Source organism: Croceivirga sp. ABH4_376 (assembly GCF_056160685.1).
In genome coordinates this window covers 36,834-62,165 of record NZ_JBSWXQ010000009.1, presented here as the reverse complement: position 1 = coordinate 62,165, position 25,332 = coordinate 36,834, and the positions used below count along the sequence as shown (strand labels likewise).

General features: G+C 37.2%; 16 protein-coding genes. 3 read left to right on the top strand and 13 right to left on the bottom strand.

Annotated features, from left to right (window positions below):
- The first annotated feature begins 3 nt into the window (after positions 1-3).
- Positions 4-1,206, top strand: coding sequence for a class I SAM-dependent methyltransferase (locus tag ACXAGS_RS14710; RefSeq protein WP_474907827.1), 1,203 nt, complete (start codon positions 4-6; stop codon positions 1,204-1,206).
- Here ACXAGS_RS14710 and ACXAGS_RS14705 read toward each other — a convergent pair.
- From ACXAGS_RS14705 to ACXAGS_RS14650, 12 genes are all read right to left on the bottom strand, one after another.
- Positions 1,184-1,915, bottom strand: a complete 732-nt coding sequence (locus ACXAGS_RS14705; protein WP_474907825.1) for a M15 family metallopeptidase — start codon at positions 1,913-1,915, stop codon at positions 1,184-1,186. The two genes, ACXAGS_RS14710 and ACXAGS_RS14705, sit on opposite strands and share 23 nt — an antisense overlap.
- Position 1,916: 1 nt before the next feature.
- A complete protein-coding gene (locus tag ACXAGS_RS14700) occupies positions 1,917-2,621 on the bottom strand; it encodes a carboxylesterase family protein (RefSeq protein ID WP_474907823.1) in 705 nt (234 codons plus the stop codon).
- 1 nt (position 2,622) lies between these two features.
- On the bottom strand, positions 2,623-3,144 hold the full coding sequence (locus ACXAGS_RS14695; protein ID WP_474907822.1) for a 5' nucleotidase, NT5C type: 522 nt from the start codon (positions 3,142-3,144) through the stop codon (positions 2,623-2,625).
- A 139-nt stretch (positions 3,145-3,283) separates the two neighbouring features.
- Positions 3,284-4,699 (bottom strand): alpha-L-fucosidase, encoded by a 1,416-nt coding sequence (locus ACXAGS_RS14690; protein ID WP_474907821.1) that lies wholly within the window; start codon positions 4,697-4,699, stop codon positions 3,284-3,286.
- Between the two features lie 37 nt (positions 4,700-4,736).
- Positions 4,737-8,069: a VCBS repeat-containing protein gene (locus ACXAGS_RS14685; RefSeq protein ID WP_474907819.1), complete on the bottom strand. Its 3,333-nt coding sequence runs from the start codon at positions 8,067-8,069 to the stop codon at positions 4,737-4,739.
- Positions 8,070-8,182: 113 nt separating this feature from the next.
- On the bottom strand, positions 8,183-9,691 hold the full coding sequence (locus tag ACXAGS_RS14680; RefSeq protein WP_474907817.1) for a SusD/RagB family nutrient-binding outer membrane lipoprotein: 1,509 nt from the start codon (positions 9,689-9,691) through the stop codon (positions 8,183-8,185).
- A 10-nt stretch (positions 9,692-9,701) separates the two neighbouring features.
- Positions 9,702-12,791: a SusC/RagA family TonB-linked outer membrane protein gene (locus tag ACXAGS_RS14675; RefSeq protein ID WP_474907816.1), complete on the bottom strand. Its 3,090-nt coding sequence runs from the start codon at positions 12,789-12,791 to the stop codon at positions 9,702-9,704.
- Positions 12,792-13,064: 273 nt separating this feature from the next.
- A complete protein-coding gene (locus ACXAGS_RS14670) occupies positions 13,065-15,449 on the bottom strand; it encodes a glycoside hydrolase family 3 N-terminal domain-containing protein (protein WP_474907815.1) in 2,385 nt (794 codons plus the stop codon).
- A 2-nt stretch (positions 15,450-15,451) separates the two neighbouring features.
- Entirely contained in the window at positions 15,452-17,782 is a 2,331-nt protein-coding gene (locus ACXAGS_RS14665) for a beta-N-acetylhexosaminidase (RefSeq protein ID WP_474907813.1), read from the bottom strand.
- 21 nt (positions 17,783-17,803) lie between these two features.
- A complete protein-coding gene (locus tag ACXAGS_RS14660) occupies positions 17,804-18,928 on the bottom strand; it encodes a family 10 glycosylhydrolase (protein ID WP_474907811.1) in 1,125 nt (374 codons plus the stop codon).
- Complete coding sequence (locus ACXAGS_RS14655) at positions 18,925-20,004, bottom strand: carbohydrate-binding family 9-like protein (protein ID WP_474907809.1); 1,080 nt, start codon at positions 20,002-20,004, stop codon at positions 18,925-18,927. The genes ACXAGS_RS14660 and ACXAGS_RS14655 overlap by 4 nt, the downstream gene beginning before the upstream one ends.
- Before the next feature lie 25 nt (positions 20,005-20,029).
- Positions 20,030-22,288 carry a GH92 family glycosyl hydrolase gene (locus ACXAGS_RS14650; protein ID WP_474907807.1) on the bottom strand — a complete coding sequence of 753 codons (2,259 nt, stop codon included), beginning with the start codon at positions 22,286-22,288 and terminating at the stop codon, positions 20,030-20,032.
- A 416-nt stretch (positions 22,289-22,704) separates the two neighbouring features.
- Between ACXAGS_RS14650 and ACXAGS_RS14645 the strand changes: the two genes are divergently transcribed.
- A complete protein-coding gene (locus ACXAGS_RS14645) occupies positions 22,705-23,517 on the top strand; it encodes a sensor histidine kinase (protein WP_474907805.1) in 813 nt (270 codons plus the stop codon).
- Positions 23,507-24,205 (top strand): LytR/AlgR family response regulator transcription factor, encoded by a 699-nt coding sequence (locus ACXAGS_RS14640; protein ID WP_474907803.1) that lies wholly within the window; start codon positions 23,507-23,509, stop codon positions 24,203-24,205. Before ACXAGS_RS14645 ends, ACXAGS_RS14640 begins: the two co-directional genes overlap by 11 nt.
- Before the next feature lie 18 nt (positions 24,206-24,223).
- On the opposite strand, the gene ACXAGS_RS14635 is transcribed toward ACXAGS_RS14640, so the two are convergent.
- Positions 24,224-25,207, bottom strand: coding sequence for a sialidase family protein (locus ACXAGS_RS14635; RefSeq protein ID WP_474907801.1), 984 nt, complete (start codon positions 25,205-25,207; stop codon positions 24,224-24,226).
- Positions 25,208-25,332: the final 125 nt, after the last annotated feature.

Here is a 25,332-nt window from a genome sequence, read left to right as displayed (position 1 = left end):
AGTTTGAATAAAAATATTTTAAATACTGGTATACAGGATTATATTGAAAATAATTTCAATACTGACACCCTGTCAGTCCTATTAAAAAAACCGCTTTTTAAAGGGGTAAGTCAAAAAGAATTGGCGCAACAACTTATTGGTAAGCAAAAAGCCAAAAACAAGTTAAGAACTTGGTTCAAAAACAGAGATATCATTTACCCCCCCAAACTTAATTTAGAACAAACCAGCTCAGAATATACCGCACGGTACAAAGCTAGTCTTGTTGATGGAAAAAATCTATTGGATGTAACGGGAGGATTTGGAGTGGACAGCTACTTTTTTGCTCAAAATATGGAGCATGTTTTTCATGCAGAAATAAACCCGGAATTGGCCGAAATAGTACAGCATAATTTTAAACAATTAGGCGTACATAACTACACGCAACACCAAGGTGACGGACTAGAATTTTTAGAACAAACAAAACACAAAATGGATTGGGTTTATATTGACCCATCTCGACGAAATGAGGTTAAAGGAAAAGTCTTCATGTTATCGGATTGTCTTCCGGATGTGCCTGAAAACTTAAACTTACTATTCAATAATTGTAATAAACTATTAATTAAAACCTCACCTTTATTGGACTTAACCAACGGTTTGCGCGAATTAAAATTTGTCAAGGAAATTCATGTAGTAGCCGTAAAAAATGAGGTTAAAGAATTACTCTGGGTTTTAGAAAAAGACTATACCGAAAACCTAAAAGTTACCTGTGCCAATATCTTGGAAACAGAAACCATTGAACTTTTTTCTTTTGATCTGGAAAATGAGAAAGAAACAGCTACCAATTACAGTCTACCAAAAACGTATTTGTATGAGCCTAACGCTGCTATTTTAAAATCGGGTGCATTTAAAACTATAGGCAAGGCGTACCAGCTTAACAAATTGCAAGAGCACACCCATCTATACACAAGCGATTGGTTAACTCAGGATTTTCCTGGACGCATTTTTACCATACAAAATACCATACCTTACAACAAAAAAGACATTAAAAAAACGGGGATAGCCCAAGCGAACATAACCACGCGTAACTTCCCGGAAAGTGTGGCCCAGATACGTAAAAAACACAAAATTAAAGATGGTGGCAGCCGTTACTTATTTTTTACCACCAATCTTGAGGGTAAACGGATGGTCTTGGATTGTAAAAAAATCACTCCGGACAATCCCATTTAAAATTGGCCACTTTATCATTAGATCCGGCGGACAAATTATAATGCCACCACTCCGTTCGAATAGACCAAAACCCATGCTTTTCCATGGTGGTTTTTAAAAGCAACCTATTGTCCAATATTTCCTGTGGTAAATCAAGATTATCATGGTAAGCTCTTTTCCCAAAAAAATCAAAATCGGTTCCCATATCAAGTTCTTCTCCATTTAGGGTAACCAAAGTAATGTCTACCGCACCGCCTTTGTTATGGATACTACCTTTAACGGGATTTGCAACATATTGTGGATTCGGCACAATTTCCCACATCTTATATTGTACGGAATTTGGCCTGTAACAATCAAAAAACTTTATTTTATATCCTTGGTCCCTAAACTCTTTATTCGCTTTTAACAGCGCCCTAGCGGTTTTTACACGGGTATAACATTCCGCACAATCATATACTTTGGCCTTTAAAAAATTATTCTCCGTAGCATACCGCAAATCATATGCAAAATCTCCAGAATAATCTGCCAACCGCACAAAAGTTGTGTCTGCCAACCCTTCTAAAGATTTATAAACTAGTTTAGGCGTAGTGTCTTTTTCCTGCTCTATTTCCAACTGGTTCTCAACAACCTTTAAGGTATCTAATTTATTTTCAGCTTTTTTCGCAGGTTTGGTTTCGTTTCTGCAACTGGTTAAGATTACTAGTATTGTGAGTAGAAAACTTGATTTCATTTTAGTTTCGTTTTTGTTGGGCCATCCAAATATAAAGTGAATCTGTAGTATACGCCTTATCCCAAGCATTATGTCCTGTTTTTGGATATTTGGTATACCTAACATCAAACTGTAGTTCTTTTAGCTTTGCAACCATATTATCTGCCTCTGAAACTGGCATAATAGAATCTTGCGCCCCATGAAATAACCATATAGGCATTTCTTTGTCCAACCAATGGGCATACGGTACTGGAGCCATGGCAGATACTACGGCCATAGCTGCAAACGTTTCTTTATGGTTTATGGCCAATTCCCAAGCTGCATAACCTCCCCTACTTAAACCCGTAAGGTACACTCTATTGGTGTCTACATTGTTTTTTGCCACTACCTCTTGTAACAAATTGTATACTGCTTTGGTATTCCACCATTTATCCGCGTAAGGGTGTTGTGGAGCCAAAACCAAGAACGGAAAGGGATATCCTTCTTCCATCAATTTTGGAGGTCCTCCTAGTTTAAGGTGTTTTAATTGCGCACCCGCCTCTCCACCTCCATGAAGAAATAACAATAAGCCAGGTTTTTGCTCCTTAAGGTTTTTAGGGCGATACAAATAATATGCTAACTTTTCTTTGTTAACCGATGTATAAGTCCCTGTTGTAATAGTTGTTTCCTGCTTAGGAGTACATGTTATAAATAACGTTAGGGTTAAAAAGAAAAGAATTGCCCGCATTTTACAAAAGTAACGAAGCAATAGTATTCCAATCGTCTGCCCGCTCAAATTCCGTTGTATGTACATTGTGAGGCGATGTAAATTGTATTCCCCTACCCTCAAATTGCTGTAAATTATAGCTTCTATCATCTATTAACACATCGCCTTTTAAAATGTGTTTATGACCACATAAAATCCTGTTTTTCCAGGTAATGAATGGTAAATATTGGTCTAACCATTCAGATTTTTCTTGTAAAGAGTTGGGAAATTGCATAGCGGCACTAGCAATAAAAACCTCGTGCTTAGCTACCAATTCTTTAATAACTTCCACTGCGTTACCAATTACCGGAATGTCCTTAAAAAAGCCTTTTTGATAAGCATGGTCCCTAACTTCTTGTTGGTGCTCTTCTGCCACACACATCCAAAACTCCTTTCCATAACAATCTGCTTTGGTAAAGTGGGTACCATATTTTTGATTGTGCACATTAATGTGTTGCTGGTAAGTATCTGCAATTACCTCGTCCATATCTATAAAAATACGCATGCTTCTATATTTTTGAATAAGATAATCAACCCAAACAACGCCCACAATTTTAGCAATAAACTTAACCTGAGTTTAATACAAAAGCGCCCTACAGATTACTCCGTAAGACGCTCCAATCAATCAAACTATTACTGTAAACTTACTGCTTAAATGCAAATGCAATAGCAGCGGTGTTGGTATTTCTAAGGCTTGCCGGTATTTGAGCCGTTAGCTTTCCGTTAGAAATACTGTATTTAATTTTATTTCCGTTTGCCACTAGGCTTAATTTACTGCCTTTTTTAGGCAGATTGGTACTCCAACTTATTGTTTTGGGAGCCTTTTCTCCTTCTTTTACCAAGTAAATGGCATAAGTTGTGTTGTCTTTGCTTGTAAAGAAAACCCCATCTTCTTGGTAATGGTCTACCGTTCTGGTTCCGTAAATGGCAGCTCCGTTTGCGGTTAGCCAATTTCCAATTTCTTCCATTTTGGTAACGGCCTCATATGGTAGCGTTCCATCAGACTTTGGACCAATACCCAACAGCATATTACCGCCTTTGGCAACCACTTCTACTAAACTATGGATAACTTTTGTAGTAGATTTATACGTATCATTAGGCACATAACCCCAATTATTTGCCAAGGGCATACAAGTTTCCCAAGGGTTGTCTATTTTATGCTCCGGAACTTTACGTTCTGGCGTTTGGTAATTTTCAAAGGGGCCGTGAACCGTTCTATCCGCAAAAATAATTCCCGGTTGGGCTTCTCTTGCCATTTGGGCAATTTTAGGCATATCTACCTCTTGGCTAAATTCTGGAATTGGAGCTCCCCAAGAACGCACCTCATCATTTACCGTTTCTTTAGGCCTTACCCAACCACCATCTAACCAAAGTATATCTATTGCTCCATAATCATGCATTAATTCATCAATTTGGTTGAATGTAAAATCTTGATAGGCTTTCCATTTTTCAGGATACTTTAGTATATCATAATTTGCGTTTCTATCTGGTGTAGCATACTTATCCCACCAAAAGTCTTGAGAATGCCAATCTGGCTTGGAGAAATAAGCCCCAATCATAAAATCTTGATTTCTGTAGGCCTCAAAAACATGCTTCGCCACATTGGCCTTAGGGTGGTTTTTAAATGGCCCATTGGTAATTTTATAGTCTGTCTGTTGGGTATCGAACATGTTAAAACCATCATGATGTTTTGTGGTAAAGACTACGTATTTCATACCAGCGGCCTTAGATGCTTTAGCCCATGATTCTGGATTAAAATTTACCGGATTAAAAACAGAACTTAAATTCCAATACCATTTTTTATAGTCTTCATAGCTCATTCCCTCTGGTCTATTAATCCATTCTTCTGAGCACAGCTGCCAAGATTCTATAATTCCAGGTACGGCGTATACGCCCCAGTGAATTAGTATTCCAAATTTTAAATCCTGCCACTGCTCTAATTTTGCCAAGACCTGGGGGTCTTTTGGTGGAACATAAATAGAGGAGGTTTTGTGGGTGTTGTCTTGTTGGGCCAACATTCCTTTTACCACAAATACTAAAAGGAAAAGTAAGCTTCTCATCTTCATTTTTTGGTTTGGTCTCTTCATCAAATTCTAATTATGATTTTCTTTTAAATATTTGCAGTTTAGCATTGTTGTTAGCAACTAGAATATAGTTTTTACCGTTTATAGTAATGGCTTCTATTTTTTTGGCATCTAAAGGTGCAAAAAAGCCGGATTCCAAATGGGAAACTGCATTAAAACCACCTTTTCCATCACCCAAAAGGCATACACCTATCCCCGCATCGTTACGTGGTGTTTCAATTTCTGAAACGTACAAATTACCTATACCTAAAATATCCAGATTACCGTCTTGGTTAACATCCAATACCTTAAAATCATTTAAGTTACTGGTTTGTGCTCCTCTTGGTAATTCTTTTAAATTGAATTGGCCATTGCCCAAATTTTCTAAATATACAGATGCAAAGGTATTGGCAACATAATGCAATGATTTTTGTAATTTTTCTTCACCATAAATTTGGTCAATTTCCATGGTGGCAAAAATATCATACTTACCAATGTCTTTTTTAAGACCTGGAATTTGTTGTGAAGAACAAGAAAAACCTCGTAATGGAAAATGATTGTCTTCATCATGATAGCCTAATACAATATCAAAACTACCGTTTTGGTCAAAATCATTATAATACACATCAAAAGGTTCTTCTATTGAGGTTTTGTATTTGTAATTTAACCCAAGGTTACCCAATACAAAATCCATATCTCCATCTTGGTCAAAATCTGCTTGCTCTATACTAGACCACCAGCCAACGGTAGCGGTCAAATTTTCATCTTCTACTTTAGAAAACTGCCCAGAATCGTTTTTTAAAATAGTTACCGGCATCCACTCACCTACCAGAATTAAATCTAAATCGCCATCCAAATCGTAATCTGCCCAAGTAGCATCCGTAACCATACCGATATTCTCTAAACTGGGGGCCATTTCTTTTGTTTGGTTTACTAGTTGCCCGTCTATATTTAACAATAGCATACTGCTTGCCGGCATTGGGTATTGTTGTGGCCATAACCTGCCACCCACAAATAGGTCTATATCGCCATCTGCATCAAAATCTGCTGCCTTTACAATACTACCACTGTCCCTACCTATATTTTGAATAGCACCTTTGGAAAAATTACCCGAGCCATCATTTAAATACAATCTATCGGTATAATGAAAGGCATTTACAGGATATTCATTACCGCCACTCACCACATATAAATCTAAAAACCCGTCTTGGTTTATATCTACAAAAGCTGCATCTACATCTTCATAGGCTTTTTCTTTGGCCCAAAAATCTGAGTTAATCGCAGTAAAATTTCCATCTTTTTGTTGTAGCATCAATTTGGCCTCAAAGCCGGTTGCAGCGCCAAAAAACAAATCTTCCAGACCATCACCATTTACATCACCCTTAGCCATTGCCGGACCAAATTGCGACATTTTATGGGGCAAGAGTACTTGATGCGTATAATCGTCAAAATCATTTTCTTGGTGTGTTAAGTCAAGTACATTGGTATCGGTTACGTCCAAAAACCATTTAGCGGTTGCATCGGGTTCTGAAATACCAGTGTTCTGTATGGCTTCTGTCATTTCCAAACTTAATACTTGGTTGGTCTTAACCTTTTTTAGTTTTGTGGTGGTAGCATTAGGCCATACAACCACTAGGCTATCTACCATTTTAGCATCTCCTAAACCAAAGTGGGCGATCGGTTCGCTAGTAGAGTAAATACCCCTAACGTTTGTGGTTTCTACTAACTGCTTACTGCCATTTACATATGCATATAACCGTGTTCCAAAAGTGGTTTTATTTTCTTTATGGTTTAGTTTTACACGCAAATAATTGGTTGTGCCACCTGTTGCATTATTTTGATAAACAAATGCTGGGGAGTTGATGTTATTAACCACCAAATCCAAATCGCCATCGTTATCTAAATCTGCATATGCCGCCCCATTTGAAAAGGATTCTTGATCAAGCCCCCAATCTTCTACTGATTTTGTAAAACTTAAATCGCCATTATTTTTAAAAGCATAATTTTTTAAAGGCTGTGAAGGGATAAGCGGCACTACCTTGTCTACGTCCAAAATTTCCCATATACTTTTTAAATCACCACCATTAGGGTTCTCCTTTACGTAGTTAAAAGTAAGGTCATTGATGTATTTAGCTACTTTTTTATCGGCATCGGTATTTCTAATATCCCGTAGCAAACCGTTGGTTACATAGGTATCCTTTAGACCATCGTTATCAAAATCAGCAATAAGATTAGCCCAACTCCAATCCGTAGTAGCCATACCGGTCATCTGTGCTACATCACTATAAGTTCCGTTTCCATTATTTAAATGAAACGCATTGTACATGTATTGGTAATGACCTCCGTTGTTTACCACATCCCAAAAGGCATCAGGATTCATACCACTCATGTTACTTTTGGACCTAAAATTGTCTTCTGCGGCCATATCCAAGGTAAAAATATCCAATAGACCATCATTATTAATGTCTGCCACATCTACACCCATGCTGTAGAAAGACATATGTTTAACCGAATGGTCTATGGTGTTGGTAAACGTACCATCTTGGTTATTTATAAAAAGCCAATCTGGAGCGTCAAAATCATTGGCTATATAAATATCCGTATAGCCATCATTATTAAAATCTGATGTAGAAACCGCATTTGGATATCCAGACTTAAATACACCTGCTTGTTGGGTAACTTCTTTAAACGATTGGTTACCTAAATTTTTATATAATTTTATATGGTACTCTGGCTTTATAAGCTCTTGACCAGCAAAATCTGAATAACTACCTGGGTTAGGTGGTTGTGTAAGTAATAGTAAGTCTAATAAACCATCTTTGTTATAATCAAAAAAAGTGGCATGTCTGGTACGTTGGGTATCTGCTATACCATATTCTTCTGCACTTTCCGTAAATGTTAAATCGCCATTGTTTATGTACAAAAGGTTTTTACGCAGCGCTGGTTCGTAATCATATAATTCCCTACTAAGGTAAATATCCAAAAAACCATCGTTGTTTACATCCGCAAGGGTAACACCAGATGTCCACCCGCCATCATCTGCTATTTTGGCTGTTTTTGTTATGTCTTTAAATTTAAAATCACCCTCATTAACATACAGCTGGTCTGCCACTAGGTTACCTGCAAAATAAATGTCTTGTAGGCCATCATTATTAAAATCGCCGATACCTACACCAGCACCGCCATAAAAATTATCATATAATAAAATATTGGACGCTTGGGTATCTTTAATTTCGTTGTTAAAAGTTATACCTGTTTGTTTTTTCTTGAGTAAGGTGAATTGTTTTTCTTGACCATTTAATGCAATAGAAATAAAGGAAAGAAAGCCTATTGCCCATTTGGAAGCATGTGTTTTTTGACCAAGCATATGTTTAAAATTAGATAAGAAAAAATACAAAAAACAAAGGAGAGTCTCCCCTCCTTTGCTTGAACTAAACTAACTTAACATTAACTAAAATTCATGAAATCTGAATTACGTTACTATTGATCCCACCACATTCTTGTGGTTAACAAATCAGCACCTTGAGAAGCTATTACAGCATCGTAATTCTCCTTGTTCAAAGCCTGCTCGTTTGTAGGATATATCAATCTCCTTGGTATTGTACCATTTGTTTGGTTACCAGGGTAGTTAACCGGAGTTAGATTTGGAAACCCAGTTCTTCTCCAGTTAGCGTATGTTTCATATTCATTTAAGAATGTTGCTTTGTAATATTCCGTATTGATTTGCTCTAAAGCATTTGCAGCATCAAACGGATTTGCGGATAAATAATCTGCTATTTCAGTTGCATCTATAGCAGCGCCTGCATTATACATTTCTAAGTACTCCATTGCAGCGGTAACACCAGCTTCATAATGTGCAGCTGGATCACCGGCCAATCCCCATCTTACACCTGCTTCTGCCAACATAAACTCTACCTCTGCATAGGTTTGCCAGAACATTGGAGCAGCTTCGCTCATTAAGTATTTGGAGTTAGGCTCAGAATACGTGGCTAAGTCATCTCCACCCTCATAATCTTGAATAGTTGTACCATCCAAACCATTAGGTAGGCCTTTCTGTGCCGCAGGATCGTCATTTACAAAACCAGTATCTTCATCTGGTGGTAATGCTGCATAAACGCGCATTCTAGGGTCGTTTTCCAACAATCCTAAAAAGGTTGTAGAAATACGTGCAGAACGGTCTGCAGTAAATACCTCACCGTTGGCGTTTTGTAAGATACCATTACCATCTTCGTGCTGTACATAAGCAATATCTGCGTTAGATTCCATTACCCCACCGTTAATTGCCTTGGTAGCCCAAGCTTGTGCAGCAGTCTCATCAACCTTAACCATTCTTAGGGCTAAACGAAGCATTAAAGAGTTACCCCATTTTTTCCATTGATCTTGATTACCCAAGAACAATATATCAGAAGTACCAATCTCTGCGGTACCCGTACCCAAAAGGGCTACGGACTCTTCTAACTCTTTAAGCATATCTGCATAGATGTCTTCTTGTGCATCATAACTAGGTCTTGTATTGCCTTCTATAAAAGCTTTACCCGCTTCTGAATAAGGAATATCTCCATACAAATCTGTAAGTCTGTGGTAGATAAATACACGTAGTATTCTTACCATAGCGTATTCAGGAGAACTGGTTAATTCTTCAGTTTCTAATTGAAACTTCATATCTTCTACAGTCTTAACCGCCTGTGGATACATGGCATCCCAAAACGCTGAAGAGTAAGCAGCATTCCAAAAATACTTATCTCCACTCCAATATCCTTGCGTATTGGCCAAGTGCTGCATCATGGTAGAACAGTAAATTAAATTACCCCTCCACGTTTCGTAACGTTGGCCAGATGCAAACAATATTGTATTTGGAAATTTGAATTTTACATCGATTTGTGATGCTTTTGTCGGGTCTTCGTTTAAGTCCTCGAAGCCCTCATCACAGGATACCACCATCGCTAAAGCGAAGAGTGCCAATACCCCTTTGTAAATTAAATTTTTCATATTGATTTTTTTAGAACTTAACATTTAAACTTAGTCCGTAACTTCTTGTAGAAGGTAATCCAAAACGCTCAATACCATTAGCAAAAGTATTGTTGTAAGCGGATTCTGGGTCAATATTTTCCGTTTTACGCATTAAGAAGAATAAATTTCTACCTATTAAGGAAATAGATGCATTCTTAATAAAAGTATTTTCTAGCATGGCAGATGGAAATTGGTAACCAAGACTTACTTGTCTAAACTTGATAAAATCTGCATCTTGCACATTAGCCTCGGCAATACTATACAATCTCTGGTAGTAAATATTTACATTCTCTGCAGGTATAGTAGTGCTAAAAGCATTACCATCTGCATCTACACCAGAAACTGGCAAACCGTTTTCCCTACCAACCAAAGTATTTTTACTTGCTCCGTAGAAATTGGCAAAAGCACTAGTTCCAGAGAAAATGTCGCCTCCAAATTTGGCATCAATCAAGAAAGATAGGTTTACGTTTTTATAACGCAATGTGTTGGTAAGACCCATTATCCAAGGTGCAATTCCATTACCAATAACATCATTATCACCTACAGTTGGGGTACCATCAGAATCGTACTGTATGTTACCCTCTTCATCCCTAACAAAAGTAGATCCGTAAATTGTACCAACTGAGTATGTTTCTAAAGAACCTGATTGAGAGTTTACACCATAAGCTGCATCACCTGGGAAAACAGGATTTCCGTCAGGGGTTGTAATAACCACTTCATTTTTGTTGTAAGTCATGTTATAGCTAAAGTCCCAACTAAAGTTTTCTGAAACTAAGGGCTTTCCTGTTAATAATACTTCCAAACCCTTGTTGGTAAGTTCACCAATGTTAATAATAGAACTATTATAACCAGATGCCTGAGAAATGTTAATATCAACAATTTCATTGGTTATTTTATTGCTATAATAAGCTAGGTCCAAGCCCAGTCTATTATCAAGGAATCGTACATCAAAACCAACTTCATATTCCTTCTTACTACGAGGCTTTAAATTTTCATTAGGTACTTTGCTACTACTAATACTACCAATAGAAACACCAGTACCACGACCATTATAGGTATCGTTGATAGCATAATTAAGGGAAAGCTGATAGGCCTCATTGGCACCCCCACCAACATCTGCAAAACCTGCTCTAACCTTACCAAAGTTAAACCAAGATGGCAACTCAAAGGCATCTGAGAATACAAAACTAGCATTTGCAGATGGGTATAAATAGTTATTTGGCGCGCTTTTACCCGCTTTAGATAAGGTAGAGAACCAGTCATTTCTACCGGTAACCGTTAGGTACAAATAGTTTTTATACGCAAATTCTGAAGAGAAATACAAACCGTTACGCTTAATTCTTGAATCTGAGTAACTGTATTGTCTGTTTGCCACATTAGCAATATCTTCTAAAGAAGGAATCACGAATTCATTACCTACTAATTGAATAAACTCGTTTTTAATAGTATTACTGTTTGCACCCAAAATAGTGGTGTTAGAGAAATTCTCCGTAATATCTTTTTCTACACCTATAATAAAATCCGCATCTACCGTACTTACATTAAAAGTTTGTTCTTGCATACCCCCTAAAGGCTTGTACGCCGTACCAAAGGGCTCTACAGATGTAATTCTAGCCGTATAATTATCTATACCGGCCCTACCCATTAAATACAACCAATCTGTAACTTGGTATCTTAGCGTACTAGAACCGATAAATCTATTTTTTCTACTCTCGTTAGAAAAACGATACGCTGTCCAATATGGGTTTTGTTGAAATGTATTGGATGAAATTCTAAATTCCGTACCATCTTCTGCAATTCCCGGTTGGTAATCCAAAACATTGACATTAGAAGGAGATAATACAACAGAGAAATTACCATTTCCTGGAGAATCTGAAGATCTAGGTCTATTGTTAACCTTTTCTACAACAAATTTACCCGCAACATCCAATGTTAATTTGTCTGCTAAAACAGCACCACCATTTAATGAAAAGGATTTTCTATTTAAACCAGAATTTGGTGTTATATCATTATTGTTTAAGTCTGTAGCAGAAAAACGCAAGTTATAACCCTCATCTGCTTGACTAATAGCAACGGTATTAATCAATGTATTTCCTGTTCTGTAGTAACGACTAACATTATCACCGGTATCTACGTAAGGTCTGTTTACACCATCAAACTGGGTTGCCGTACTAACACTTCCCAATCTAGCCCCCCACGATTGCATACCTGCATCCAAAGCTTCTTGTTGGGTTGTTGGCGCAACACCATTTAAACCTTGACCGTATTGATTTTGAAACTCATATATATTTGTATTTACAGATTCTAACTGAACCGAACTAGACAATTCTACCCCTAAACCTTTTTGTTTTTTACCAGATTTAGTAGTAATTATGATTACCCCGGCAGATGCCCTAGAACCATACAATGCACCAGCTGTACCACCTTTTAATACACTTACACTTTCAATATCATCTGCATTAATACTAGAGATACCATCACCATAATCAGAACCACCCCATCTACTGGCAGAACCTAAGTTTTGGTTGTTAATTGGAATACCATCAACAATATACAAGGGTTGCGATGCACCATTTAAAGAAGAAACACCACGAATAACCACTTTACTGGTACCAGACGGACCTGTTGCAGCACCAGTTACGTTAACACCGGCTACTTGCCCTTGTAATGCATTGATTGCATTTACTTGCTTAACTTCAGATAGCTTTTCACCGCCTACCTCTGTTAAAGAGTAACCTAAGGCCTTGGTTTCTTTTTTGATACCCAAAGCGGTTACTACCACTTCACCAAGTAATTCTGCATCTTCTGCTAGAGTTACATTAAGGCTAGCTCCGCTAACACTTTTTTCAGTGGTTTTAAAACCTAAAGCAGAAAATACCAATACGGCATTATCGCTAGAAACATTAATGGCATAATTACCATCAAAATCTGTAGAAGTACCATTAGAGGTACCCTTTTCTACAACATTGACGCCAGGTAATGGCATACCGGCCTCATCAGATACGGTACCAGTAATTGTCTGGGCTACGGCACCTTGAATACCTAAGCAGGCCAGAGCAATTAGTAGATACTTTGTCATTTGATTCATACTAGTTGTTTTTTCGTTAGTAATTTGAATGAGTCAGTTAATTTGAAGTTAACATCCGACCCTAATTTTCGAATAACTCTAAGGTTTTCGAAACTTTTTCGACCAACAACGAAGCCGAAAAGCTAAATGCGGCATTTTTGGACCACATTACGTTAACGTTTACATAACTTTTAGGATATCACAATTGCCAAAACCCCCGTTAAATAAAAAGCCGAATCAGTTATTGAACTGATTCGGCTTTCTGTTAATTTTTTATAATATTAACTACTCTACCTTAATGGAATTAACAATTTCAAAATCTTGTTCTAGCCTAATATCTTCTGAAGAACCGCCTACCATTACCTTAAATGTTCCTGCTTCTACAACAAAATCCATAGTACTAGTATAAACAGCTAAATCTTCTTGACTCAACCAAAGGGTTAATTGTCTAACCTCTCCCGGTTCTAACGCCACCCTTTTAAACCCTCTTAAATTCAGCAAAGGTTGCACGGTACTTGCTTTTAGGTCTTTTACGTATACTTGCACAACTTCTTCACCAGCTAACTCCCCTGTATTTTGTAGGGTAAGTGTACATTTTATAGCCAACTCCTCTTCTTGTGAAACATCTATTTCTAAATTGGAATATTTAAACTGTGTGTAACTTAGACCATAACCGAACGGCAATAACGGCTTTGCCGTTTCTTCTACATAATCTCTTCTTGCAGGGTTCCAATTATTATAATAAACTGGAAGTTGCCCTACAGACCTAGGTATAGAAACAGGTAATCTACCAGCAGGATTGTAATCTCCAAACAATACATCTGCAATGGCATTACCACCTTGTTCCCCAGGGTACCAAGCATCTAATACAGCTTTGGCGTTCTCCATAGGCCAATTAATCAAAAGTGGCCTACCTTTTATAAAAACCACAACGGTAGGTGTACCCGTTGCCACTACTGCCTGCAGTAATTCATTTTGTTTACCCATTAAATCTAACGTAGCACGGTCATAACCCTCGCCACTTTCCATATCCCCTATAATTTCCTCTTTTTTAGTTTTGGCCACAGTGGCCGCACCTGTTTCTAAATACTCGGTTTTAAAATCTCTTGCGCTAGACCCACCAAGAACCACAACCGCTACTTCGGCGTTTTTTGCTGCTGCTACTGCGGCTTTAATATCCGTTAGTGTGGTATCCCTTACCGCAGTACCTTTTACATACTTAATCTTGGTATTGGGTAATTTGTTTTGTATACCTTCCAAAACGGTAACAATTTGCTCTGGATCTTGTGGTGCCGTATAATCTCCTAATTGATTATAGGTATTGTCTGCATTGGGGCCAATTACGGCGATTGTTTTAAGATTTTTAGACAACGGTAATAGCTGCGCTTCATTCTTAAGCAGTACTATTGATTTTTGGGCAACTTTTCTTGCTAAATGCTTATGATCGGTACTTCTTACGATTTTGTTAGCCTTCTTTACATCCACATAAGGAGTATCAAAAAGACCCATTTCAAATTTTAAACGCAATACCCTAGCTACAGCTTCATCTATACGTTTTGTTGAAACATTGCCTTTTTCAACTTCGTCTATCAATAACTGAAAAGCATTACTGCCCAAATCTACATCTACACCGGAGTTGAGGCTTAAAGCTGCTGCTTCTGCATTACTACTAACAATTTTATGATCACCCAATAACCCCTCTATACTTCCTAAATCTGAAACTACATAACCTTTAAACCCCCATTTATCTTTTAGAACATCTTGTAAGAGGTATTTGTGAGATGTACTTGGTATGCCATCTATAGAACTATAGGCCGTCATAACTGAAAGTGCACCAGTTGCAATAGCTTCTTTAAAAGGAAACAAATATGATTGAAACAATTCCCTTTCACCCAAATGAACGGCAGCCCCGTTATGCCCACCTTCTGATACTCCGTAGGCAGCAAAGTGCTTTAACGTAGATAATACCCTATCCGGATTAGAAATTCCCTCTCCTTGAAAACCTTTAATAACTGCCTTACCCATTTTGGAAACCAGATACGGGTCTTCTCCAAAAGTTTCCTCTACCCTAGACCATCTTGGTTCCCTTGCCAAATCTAAAATGGGACCATAACCTATATGTGCGCCTTGAGCCCTTAACTCTTTGGCGGTGGCTTCTGCCATTTCTTCTAACAAATCTACATCCCAAGTGCTAGCTTGCCCAATGGCCGTAGGGAAAACGGTAGCGCCAATACCCATATGCCCATGCATACTTTCTTCTGCCAAAAAAATAGGTATACCCAAACGTGTTTCTTCTTTGGCATATTTCTGCAGGGCATTAGTTGCCTTAGCGGCCAACGATGGGTTAAGTCCTGTTTTTAATGTTTTCTTTGTCCAAGGATCTGCCCGTAAAAATCCCCAAAGCATCCCAATATGACGCTCTTCAATGTCCGTTCTAAAATGTTCGCTTACCTGTACCTCATCCCCTGTTTTTTCATACATTTTCCAACCTAAGGGAGACAACAATTGACCTACTTTTTCTTCAAGTGTCATTCTTGGTAGTAAATCGTTTACCCGTTCTTCTATGGTTAAAGAGGCATTTTTATAGGGTGCTTTTTTACTTGGTTTATTTTGCCCTTGTATGCCTAGTGTACTAAAGGTTAACAGTAGTATTACAAAATTTTTAATCATAATTACTTTACCAGTATTTCATCTACAAATATGAATGTACCACGACCTTTACTGGATTTTTTTATGGGAGAAATTTCAATTTTCACAATCTTGGCTTCATGTGGCTCAAATGCCAGTTTAAAACCTTCTATGGCAGCATCGCCGTTGACGACCTCTGGTCTTTCTATACTTACCTTATTGGCAAAATGTACACCATCCATAGAAGTACTTACTTTAATTTTGTTGGGAAAATAAATGTCTGCCCCTTGGTTTTCCAACGCGTTAACCACTACGGAACTTATATTTTCCACATCAGGTAATTCCATAGTTAACGTAACCTCTTTGTTGTACCAACCCAACCATTTACCATCACCAAAGTTTTTACTACCCTTGCGAATGTCTATCAAAGTACTTGCACCTTCTCCTTGGTAATTTTTATGCGGATTTGGACTCATGGCCAGTTTTGACCCAAAACCCTTGTGAAAATCGATATAGGTTTTTAGTGCGACACCTTTTTCCTTCCCATCAACAAAAACAACGGCTTTTAAAGAATCTGAAGCTTTAAATTGAAGCGTAGTATCATATACCTTAGAAGATGCGGTTAAAGCCTCTTTACCCAAAGCGTAATAAATAGTAGCATCTGGAAAATCAGTATTTAAATCAATATTTATGGCTTTTGATTCAAAATCTGGTTTGGTTGTAGCGCTAACATTATAAACACTTTCTGCGTAGTTTATGCCCATGGCATCTAAACTTTCTAATAGCGGAACCAATCTAGATGTAAATTCTAGATAATTCTTTTGCTTCCCTGAACTCCATAACGCCTCAGAAAGGGCAACCAGTCTTGGGTATAGCATGTATTCAGATATAGCTTCTGTCTCTATATACTCTGACCATAAATTACCTTGTGCACCCAACACATGTTTTTTCTGCTCAACAGACATAGAATCTACCACTGGGTCAAAATCATATACTTTTTCCAAAGGCGTATACCCTCCAAACGCCTGTGGCTCCCTATCTTGGTCTCCTTGATAAAAGTTTAGATAAACATGAGATTCAGGAGTCATAATTACATCATGACCTTCTTTTGAGGCTTCCCACCCTCCATGAATTCCCCGCCAACTCATTACCGTGGCTTTGGGTGCCAAGCCACCTTCTAAAATCTCATCCCAACCAATTAAGGTTTTTCCTTTGCTATCTATGAAGGTCTCAATACGTTTAATAAAATAGCTTTGTAATTCGGCAACATCTTGCAATCCTTCCTCCGCAATTCGTTTTTTACAATGTGGACATTTGGCCCAATTGGTTTTGGTTGCCTCATCGCCACCAATGTGTATGTATTTAGACGGGAACACCGCCATAACCTCTGTAAGTACGTTTTCTAGAAATTCAAAAGTAGATTCCTTTCCTGCACAATAAATGTCCGTAATAGGCCAAACGCCACCAGAAGGCACACCAATCTCTTGATCAAAACAAGCCAATTCTGGATAGGCCGCAATAGCACTCATTACGTGAGCGGGCATTTCTATTTCAGGAATTACCTGTATACCGTATTTGGCAGCATAAGCAACAACCTCTTTTAACTCTTCTTGCGTATAAAAGCCTCCAAAAGTTGCTTTATCCGTTGGTGAATTAGGTGTACGGGCATTCCAATGTTTTTCTTCTTGGTCTACTCTATAACCCCCAACCTCTGTTAGTCTTGGGTACTGTTTTATCTCCATTCGCCAACCCTGATCATCTACCAAATGCAAATGAAGCGTATTCATTTTTAGAAATGCCAAGCGGTCTATGGTTTTTAATAAGTAAGACTTATCAAAGAAATGCCTAGATACATCTAACATTACCCCTCTCCATTGATATCTGGGTTGATCTTCTATCCGTACTAAGGGAATTGTAAATTCTTGAGCCGAGGCATTAAAATATTGCTTGCCAATTAATTGTTTTAGCGTTTGCTGTGCATGGCTAAAACCTAATTTTGATGCCGCTTCCACGGTTATTTTATCTTCCAAAACCTCTAAAACATACGCTTCTGGAGCTAAGGTATTGTTTAGAACAAAGGCGATATAATTACCTCCGGTAACCTCCTGAACATTTGTTAGGACATTATTGGTGTTCTGTATTTTTTCTTTAAGCTCTAGGTAAGGTTTTTGTTCTGTGAGATGGTTAGCAACCACCCATTGCGTATCCTCATTTAGAAAAAAACCACCTTCATTTATTTTTAAGGAATTGGGTTTTGGTATTAATGCAATATCTTCTTTTGATACAGAAGTTGTATTATTGGTATTACAGGAAAACAACGCTATTGACATTAAAATCAATAGCATTATTCCTGCTTTTGGTTGGTTGGTTTTCATTTTAATTTGTTTGGTTGGGGCTTAATTTTTCTTACTCTCCCTAATGGCCTTAAAGTGGTCTTCTGTTATTGCTGGACCATCAAAAATAGCAACACCTTTGGCACCATTATCCTTGGCCAATTGTATTGCCTTGGCTACATCTTCACCAGACATTTCCGGTACATAAATACCCGTATGTAATTGCGTGTTTTTTGCAGCTAAATCTTGCACACCTTGTTTTGTGGCAAAACCAACCCATTCTACGGGTTCATTGTAAAAGTTATTGTAAATCATAGGTAAAACCACATCTACATTCCATTTATCCCAACGTTGCCTTACCATATGATCGGCCATTTCTGGATAAGGAAAAACCGCAGCGGTTAGAATTTTATTTTTCTTATGTACAATGTCATAAGCATCATTTACTACTGCCCTAATCTTATTTAACCTAAACTGTTTCCACTCTATATCAATTGCAGGATTTTCCATTTCCCTTGGATTTCTACCGTGCTCTTTTTCAAACGCTTCCACACATACATCGCAATAGCAAAAATCATAATCTGGCAGTTCTGTCTCCTGCTTTAAATCATACTTTGGCAACAACCCTACCGGTAAATACACGTCTGGATATCTTATATAGTCTAAATGTACACTAGCAACATCCTCAACATCTGCCAACTCTGACACTAATTTTAGCACGTGATTTCTAGATTCCGTTCTAGTTGGACATAAAAACTCATAATAACCTACATATGGTCTGTTATCATAAGCAGATTTACCACTTCTGCTAACCACATACCATTCTGGGTGTTTATTTACCTCTTTATCTCCTGGTCTGTTCATAGCCATAATCCACGCATGCAACTCTAAGCCTTCTTTCTTTGCCAATGGCGCCAATCTGGCTAAAAGTTTTGCATCTGCATTGGTATTTATTAAAATGGCATCCAATCCATTTTGTTTATACTTTTTAAATTCTTCCGTATAAGATTCGTCTGTACGCTCTGGATCCGCAGTAATCCATGTCCAATACTTAAAGGGCTCTTCTATAATGGATAAATCGGTCGCCTTTTTGGTTTCCGTTATAGGTTTTGCCCCAATATTATCCAAACATGCATAATTGGTCAATACTAAAACAACTGCTAGCAGCGCTAAACTTATTTTTTTCATGAGTCTGTTTTTTTAAGTTGGAAATCGCCATCTTCTTGCACCGTTAAGCGGTTGCCGGTAAATGGACTTACAGCGGTAATAAACCAACCGCCAATAGTATTTGTAAATTCTACCTTAATTGTTTTTCCCAAAATGGTATAAGGTTCTAAATCTAGTGCCATTAAGGAATCAGATGGTTTACCATGTTTTTCTTTGTATGCTTTTTGCGCCCTATATAAACTATACAAATACCATTTAATTTGTTCGTCTTTAGGGATGGTAAAGCTATCCGCCTTTGTTTTTTCTGAAAAATAGGCATACCCCCAATGTTCAGGTTCGTGCATATTTATAACGCCTTGTGGCGACCAAACCCAATTGTATTCCGGCAAAAAATTACCCTTAGCATCTTTTTTACGATAGTATTTACCATCTTTTAAATCAAAGTCCCAATTAACCCGTGAGAAGTTTATACGCCAAAAATCACCAATTGGCAACTTATTACTGCCACTAGGTTCTTTTAAAACAACCCAAGGCATTGCAATTTCTATACTCCAACTTTTATCCGTATCAGATGCATCATTTAAACTACCTTTTACAGATACCGCAGATTGTAAGCCATTTATATCCCAATTATAGATAATTGGACCACCATCACGGTAAGCTTTAACCATTAACAGGTCCCACACCGTATTTAAGGCGTTCATCTCAAATTCCATATAATTTTGAGTGTCCCCATCCGGGTCTATAAATACCTCAAAATCGTTATTATAAAATATAATGGTATCGCGCTGTTTTAATGTTGCCCAAACGTGTGGCTCTTCTAAATGCGCATAGAAATAGAGATTTTCTTCATCCCAAAGCATTTTTAGATTGGTCTTGTACTTTGGTGTCTTATTGCCCTCAATGTCTATAAAATTTGCAGACCACGGTGCATTTTCCCAAGTTTTCTCGTCTGCCTTCCCATCAATTTTAATAGCTCTCTCCGCTTTATGTACCACATAGGTTCTTGGCGTTCTAATATTTTGCGCCAAAGTGTTGGCAACGCCACAAATTAGCAGTAAAATTAAAACAGTAGATTTTATAATATTCACTTTCATATGCTTTACCTGTCTCTTTTATAACTTAATCTAAACCCCACTTATAATTAGGTTCTGGCCCCATTATTAGCGTTAAGGTACCACCGGCTAAAATAGTTTTATGTTCTAATGTAGTGGTGTTAAAGGCTTGGCCATTTAGGGTGGCCGATTGTACGTATTTATTTTCTTTAGAAACCTGTTCTGCAGCAATAGTAAAGGTATTACCACTTGGTAGCTTTATTTCTGATTTTGCAAATAAAGGCCTACCTATTTCATAAGTGGCACTGGCCGGATTCATTGGATAAATACCCATAGCGCTTAATACATACCAAGCAGACATTTGGCCGGCATCTTCATTACCACTAAGTCCGTTGGGTGTAGTATTGTATTGGGTTTTCAAAATAGAATCTACCCAAAATTGCGTTTTCCATGGTTTACCTGCCTTATTGAACATGTAAGCAATGTGGTGACTAGGTTCATTGCCGTGCGCATACTGCCCTATAAGTCCGGTTATATCATTAGAGGCCTCCTCTCCGGTAATTTCCGAAGATTCTGTAAATAGCTGTTCTAACATTTCTGAGAATGGCACTTTACCACCGTGCAACTTTATTAAACCTTCAACATCGTGCGGTACAAACCAACTATGTTGCCAGGCATTACCCTCTGTATAATCTGTATTTTCCATATGTTTGGAATATTTAGGGTCAAACGGAGTTCTAAATTGGCTACCATCATAAGACCTACCGCGCATAAAACGAGTATCTGTATCAAATACTTTTTTATAGGCATTGGAACGCGCTATAAAATATTGGTAATCCTTTTCTTTTCCCAAAGCCTTAGCTAACTGGGCGACACACCAGTCGTTATAGGCGTATTCTAGGGTATACGTAACATTTTCATCTACTTTATCAAAAGGTACGTAACCAACCTCCTTAAAGTACTTAAGACCCCTTTTGTCTTGCATCATGGTCTGCTTCATGGCCTCAAAAGCCAATTCGGCATCGAACCCTTGAATACCTTTAAAATACGCTTCTACTATCACTGGAATAGAATGGTAACCCGTCATGGTATCTGTTTCATTGCCGTATAAGGTCCAAACGGGCAAACTGCCACTTTGCTTATAATATTCTAGCATGGAGTTTATAATATCAGACACTACGGTTGGGTTTACCAAGGTTAGTAGGGGCTGTTCTGCCCTAAAGGTATCCCAAAGAGACAGGGTACTATAAACGTTCCCATTTTTGGCTGTTCCTATGCTATCGTTACTAAATCTGAATTGCCCATTACTATCGCTAAACAACACTGGCGCTACCTGACTATGGTATAAAGCCGAATAAAAAATAGTTTTTAAACTATCTACCGATGTGGTAATCTGAATTTTAGACAATGCCTGTTCCCATTTTTTTTGAGCCTTATTTTTAGCTTCCTTAAATGTTACGTTTTCTGCACCTGCTAAATTTAATTTTGCATTTGCAACGCTAACACTAGAAATGGCCGTTTTAATTTCCAAGGTATCCAAGGTAGTATCAAAAAAGAATTGCGCCGCGCTGACACCTTCAGGTAATGTGTTTTGAACCAATTCTTGTTGGGTATACAGCATAGCATCTTTAATAGGCGCAGAAAACTTTGAAACAAAAAACACTTTTTGATTTTTGGCCCAACCTTTACTATGTCTATAACCAGAAATGGTTACACTATCTTCTACCTTTATTGACGTGTTAATGGGGGTATCCCAATTAATAGCAAAGCCTAAGTCTAAAACAACACTTTTAACTTTTGCTTCTTTGTAACTATATTTTTGAAAGCCCACCCGTTCCGTAGCGGTAAGCGCTACATCTACTTTGCTATCGTCTAAATAAACGGTGTATAATCCCGGAGTTGCCGTTTCATTGGAATGAGAAAAAGAAGATACGTAGGGCTTTAGTTTATTTTCTTTTGGCATGTTTGCCAAATTCAGTGATTTGGTAGCTGGCGCAAAAAGAATATCAGACAAGTCTCCAATACCGGTTCCACTTAAATGCAAATGACTAAAACCGGCCATGATTGAATCGGAAAAATGATAACCAGAGCTCCAATCCCAACCACTGGTACCGTTATCTGGACTTAACTGAATCATTCCAAAAGGCACGGTTGCACCCGGATAAGTATGTCCATGACCTCCTGTTCCTATAAAAGGATCAACGTAGGCCAATGTTGTTTGGGATTGCCCTAAATTATGGGAAGTGTCTTTTTTGTGTTGCTTACACGCAAAAAAAACGAATTGTGTAATTATTAAAAGGCAACAATATTTTTTATCTAAAATCATCTTTATGAAATCCTTTTTGGACTTATAGAATTATAAATTTTTCTATTTTACGGCAGAATTTGGTTATTTATTAGACCAACAACAGTTAACACTAGCTTAACGCGATAAAAATAGTTCCTTACAATTTGAATACATTAAATAAGAATTTAAAAAACCGGCTAGCACTTACCAATGCTACAAATTTTAAAATAAAACCATTTCATCACCTTGTGTTTTGGGCGTTTTATTTTTTATTCAATTTTTTACGTTGGGGTAGTTTTTATAGCGATTATCTGTATTCTTTTAAATCTAACTTATTAGGTTTTCCTATTCATATCATACTCACCTATTTTACTATTTACTATCTAATACCCCGATATATTTTTAGGAAGAAATTTTTAAGTTTTATAGTCTTACTTATTCTATCCATATTCATTATGGTATTTTTTAAGTTTGAGCTAACAAGATTTTTGATTAGCAACAACGTATGGCCAGAGGGCCCAGAAACCTATTACCTTACCTTTGATTATACAATAGTTATGATGTTGGGAGAACTTTATGTTATAACTTTTGTAGCATCTATTAAACTTACTATAGACTGGTTAAGAGAAAGTGGCAGAATAGCAAAACTGGAGAAGGCTCAATTAGAAACAGAATTGAAATTTTTGCGGAACCAGATATCTCCCCACTTTTTCTTTAATACCTTAAACAACATTTACGCGCAAAGCCTTGATAATTCTAAAGACACTCCGGACACCATTTTAAAATTATCAGATTTAATGCGTTATTTAATATACGATGCCAATAAAAAAAAATACCAAAGTCTTAAAAAAGAATTAGAATTTTTAGAAAACTATATAGAGCTAGAACGCATTAGACATACCCAAAATCTAAATCTGGTATACCATGTTGAAGGCAATCCACGAGACAAGAAAATAATTCCGTTATTACTTATAAATTTTGTGGAAAATGCGTTTAAACATGGTGCTAACAAAAGTATAGAAAAGGTTGATATATTAATTGACTTAATTATAAAAGAAGATTGGTTAACTTTTAAAATCAACAACACCAAGCCTGCTGAAAAATTTACTAGCGTATCTAGAAAAGATAAGGGTGGCGTAGGTTTAACCAATGTTAAAAAAAGATTGGAACTACGGTATGCCGAAAATGAATATGATTTAAATATTACCGAAACCAAAACTAACTTTCAAGTAGAATTAAACTTAAAATTGATGCCAGATGAAGCTTAAATGTGTGATTATTGACGATGAACCCTTGGCCATTAACGTGATTAAAAAACATGTAGACCAAATAGAGGAGCTAGAAACCGTAGCTACATTTACCAATGCCGTAGATAGTTTAAAATTTTTACATGACAACCAACCAGATTTAATCTTTCTAGACGTAAATATGCCAGTTCTAGATGGTTTTAAATTTCTAGAAAGTCTAAACCAAAAACCTATAGTTATTATTACCTCTGCCCATGCGGAACATGCCATTAAAGGTTTTGAATTAGAGGTATTGGATTACTTATTAAAGCCCATTTCTTTTCCAAGGTTTCTTAAATCCGTAAATAAGGCTATAAGTATTAAAAGAAAAGAACAAGAAGAAAAAACTAGTAGTAGCGAACATATTTTTGTTAAGGTGGATAAAAAGAAAATGAAAAAAATCTACTTTGAAGAAATCATCTATGTGGAAAGCCTTAAAGACTACATAAAGATTATTACCAAAAATGGGAACTATGTAGTGCACAGCACGCTTAGTAGTTTTACAGACCAATTACCAGCAGACCAGTTTATACGCATTCACCGATCCATAACCGTATCTATAGACAAAATAGATACCGTAGAAGGCAATAGTCTAGAAATTGGTGGGCAGCGTTTTACTATTGGTAGAAGCTATATAGACAGTGCTAAAGAAAAGATTTTTAATTCTTAATATTTTAGACTTTCCTTGCTAATCCTCTACTTCTAACTTAACATATTTAATCTTTTTCCTATCATAAGTGTACACCAGATGGATGAATCCATCTTGATCCTGTACTATAGCCGGATAACTGTATTCGCCCTTTTGGTGGTTTTCTAATGATGCTATGGATTTCCATTGCATTCCATCTTGGCTATACCCAAGATTAAGTTTGCTCCTACCATCCCACCATTGGTCTCCACTTAATGCAGGATTATAAACAAGTAAATGGTTGCCGTTTTTCATGGTAACGGCATCTATACCACTATTAGGATTTTCTAAATCCATAACCTTTGCCTTACTCCAAGTAACACCTTTATCTTCACTTTTGGAGTAGACCACTTTATCTTGATTACTTCTGAACAAAGCTAAAATAGATTGGTCCTCTAGGGTAAGTAACGTAGGTTGAATTAATTTGTGCTTTTTCTTTTGTGGAATCTTTACTTTTTGCCAAGTTTTTCCACTGTCAATACTTCGCTCCATATGGGCCAACCAAATTTCTCCATTTTCCAGTTCTACACTAGACGGACTTAGAATACTTCCATTTTTTAAAACCAAAGGTTTATTCTTAATTGGGCCTAAAACACCATTAGGAAGTTTTTTAGCATCACTCCAAGATTTCCCATTATCCTTGCTCGTTTTATACATTCCCCACCAAGTAGATGGCGAGGGGCCAACTTTGTAGTAGAGATACAATAAACCGTTGGGATTTTTAAATAAAACTGGATTCCATGTTGGATATCGTTTACCTGTTTCTGTAACCCCATTGGCCACCAATTTTGGATAAGACCAAGCCCCCTCTTTTTTAATGCTCGTATAAATAGCAACATCCTCATGGCGTTCATGTGTACCTGCAAACCAAGAAGCCAATATGCTGCCATCTTCCAACACAACTATTGTTGGCGCATGACATGCTTTAAATGGACCTTTATCAAAAATAAATTCTTCTACTTTAATGTTTGCTTCTTGTGCCACCAAAAACGGCATCGAAAAAAGCAAACAAACACACTGTAAAAAGGAGCTATATTTCATAACCCAACTAGATATACCTAATTAATCAATATCCAAAAATTTTTCGCTAAACAACTTATAGCAAGCAT

What these genes read in the sequence shown, in the direction of transcription:
- ACXAGS_RS14645 (WP_474907805.1), top strand. Translation starts at nt 22,705, where the DNA reads ATGGTATTTTTTAAGTTTGAGCTAACAAGATTTTTGATTAGCAACAAC.
- ACXAGS_RS14705 (WP_474907825.1), bottom strand. Translation starts at nt 1,915, where the DNA reads ATGAAATCAAGTTTTCTACTCACAATACTAGTAATCTTAACCAGTTGC.
- ACXAGS_RS14690 (WP_474907821.1), bottom strand. Translation starts at nt 4,699, where the DNA reads ATGAGAAGCTTACTTTTCCTTTTAGTATTTGTGGTAAAAGGAATGTTG.
- ACXAGS_RS14650 (WP_474907807.1), bottom strand. Translation starts at nt 22,288, where the DNA reads ATGATTTTAGATAAAAAATATTGTTGCCTTTTAATAATTACACAATTC.
- ACXAGS_RS14655 (WP_474907809.1), bottom strand. Translation starts at nt 20,004, where the DNA reads ATGAAAGTGAATATTATAAAATCTACTGTTTTAATTTTACTGCTAATT.
- ACXAGS_RS14675 (WP_474907816.1), bottom strand. Translation starts at nt 12,791, where the DNA reads ATGACAAAGTATCTACTAATTGCTCTGGCCTGCTTAGGTATTCAAGGT.
- ACXAGS_RS14695 (WP_474907822.1), bottom strand. Translation starts at nt 3,144, where the DNA reads ATGCGTATTTTTATAGATATGGACGAGGTAATTGCAGATACTTACCAG.
- ACXAGS_RS14700 (WP_474907823.1), bottom strand. Translation starts at nt 2,621, where the DNA reads ATGCGGGCAATTCTTTTCTTTTTAACCCTAACGTTATTTATAACATGT.
- ACXAGS_RS14660 (WP_474907811.1), bottom strand. Translation starts at nt 18,928, where the DNA reads ATGAAAAAAATAAGTTTAGCGCTGCTAGCAGTTGTTTTAGTATTGACC.
- ACXAGS_RS14665 (WP_474907813.1), bottom strand. Translation starts at nt 17,782, where the DNA reads ATGAAAACCAACCAACCAAAAGCAGGAATAATGCTATTGATTTTAATG.
- ACXAGS_RS14685 (WP_474907819.1), bottom strand. Translation starts at nt 8,069, where the DNA reads ATGCTTGGTCAAAAAACACATGCTTCCAAATGGGCAATAGGCTTTCTT.
- ACXAGS_RS14640 (WP_474907803.1), top strand. Translation starts at nt 23,507, where the DNA reads ATGAAGCTTAAATGTGTGATTATTGACGATGAACCCTTGGCCATTAAC.
- ACXAGS_RS14670 (WP_474907815.1), bottom strand. Translation starts at nt 15,449, where the DNA reads ATGATTAAAAATTTTGTAATACTACTGTTAACCTTTAGTACACTAGGC.
- ACXAGS_RS14680 (WP_474907817.1), bottom strand. Translation starts at nt 9,691, where the DNA reads ATGAAAAATTTAATTTACAAAGGGGTATTGGCACTCTTCGCTTTAGCG.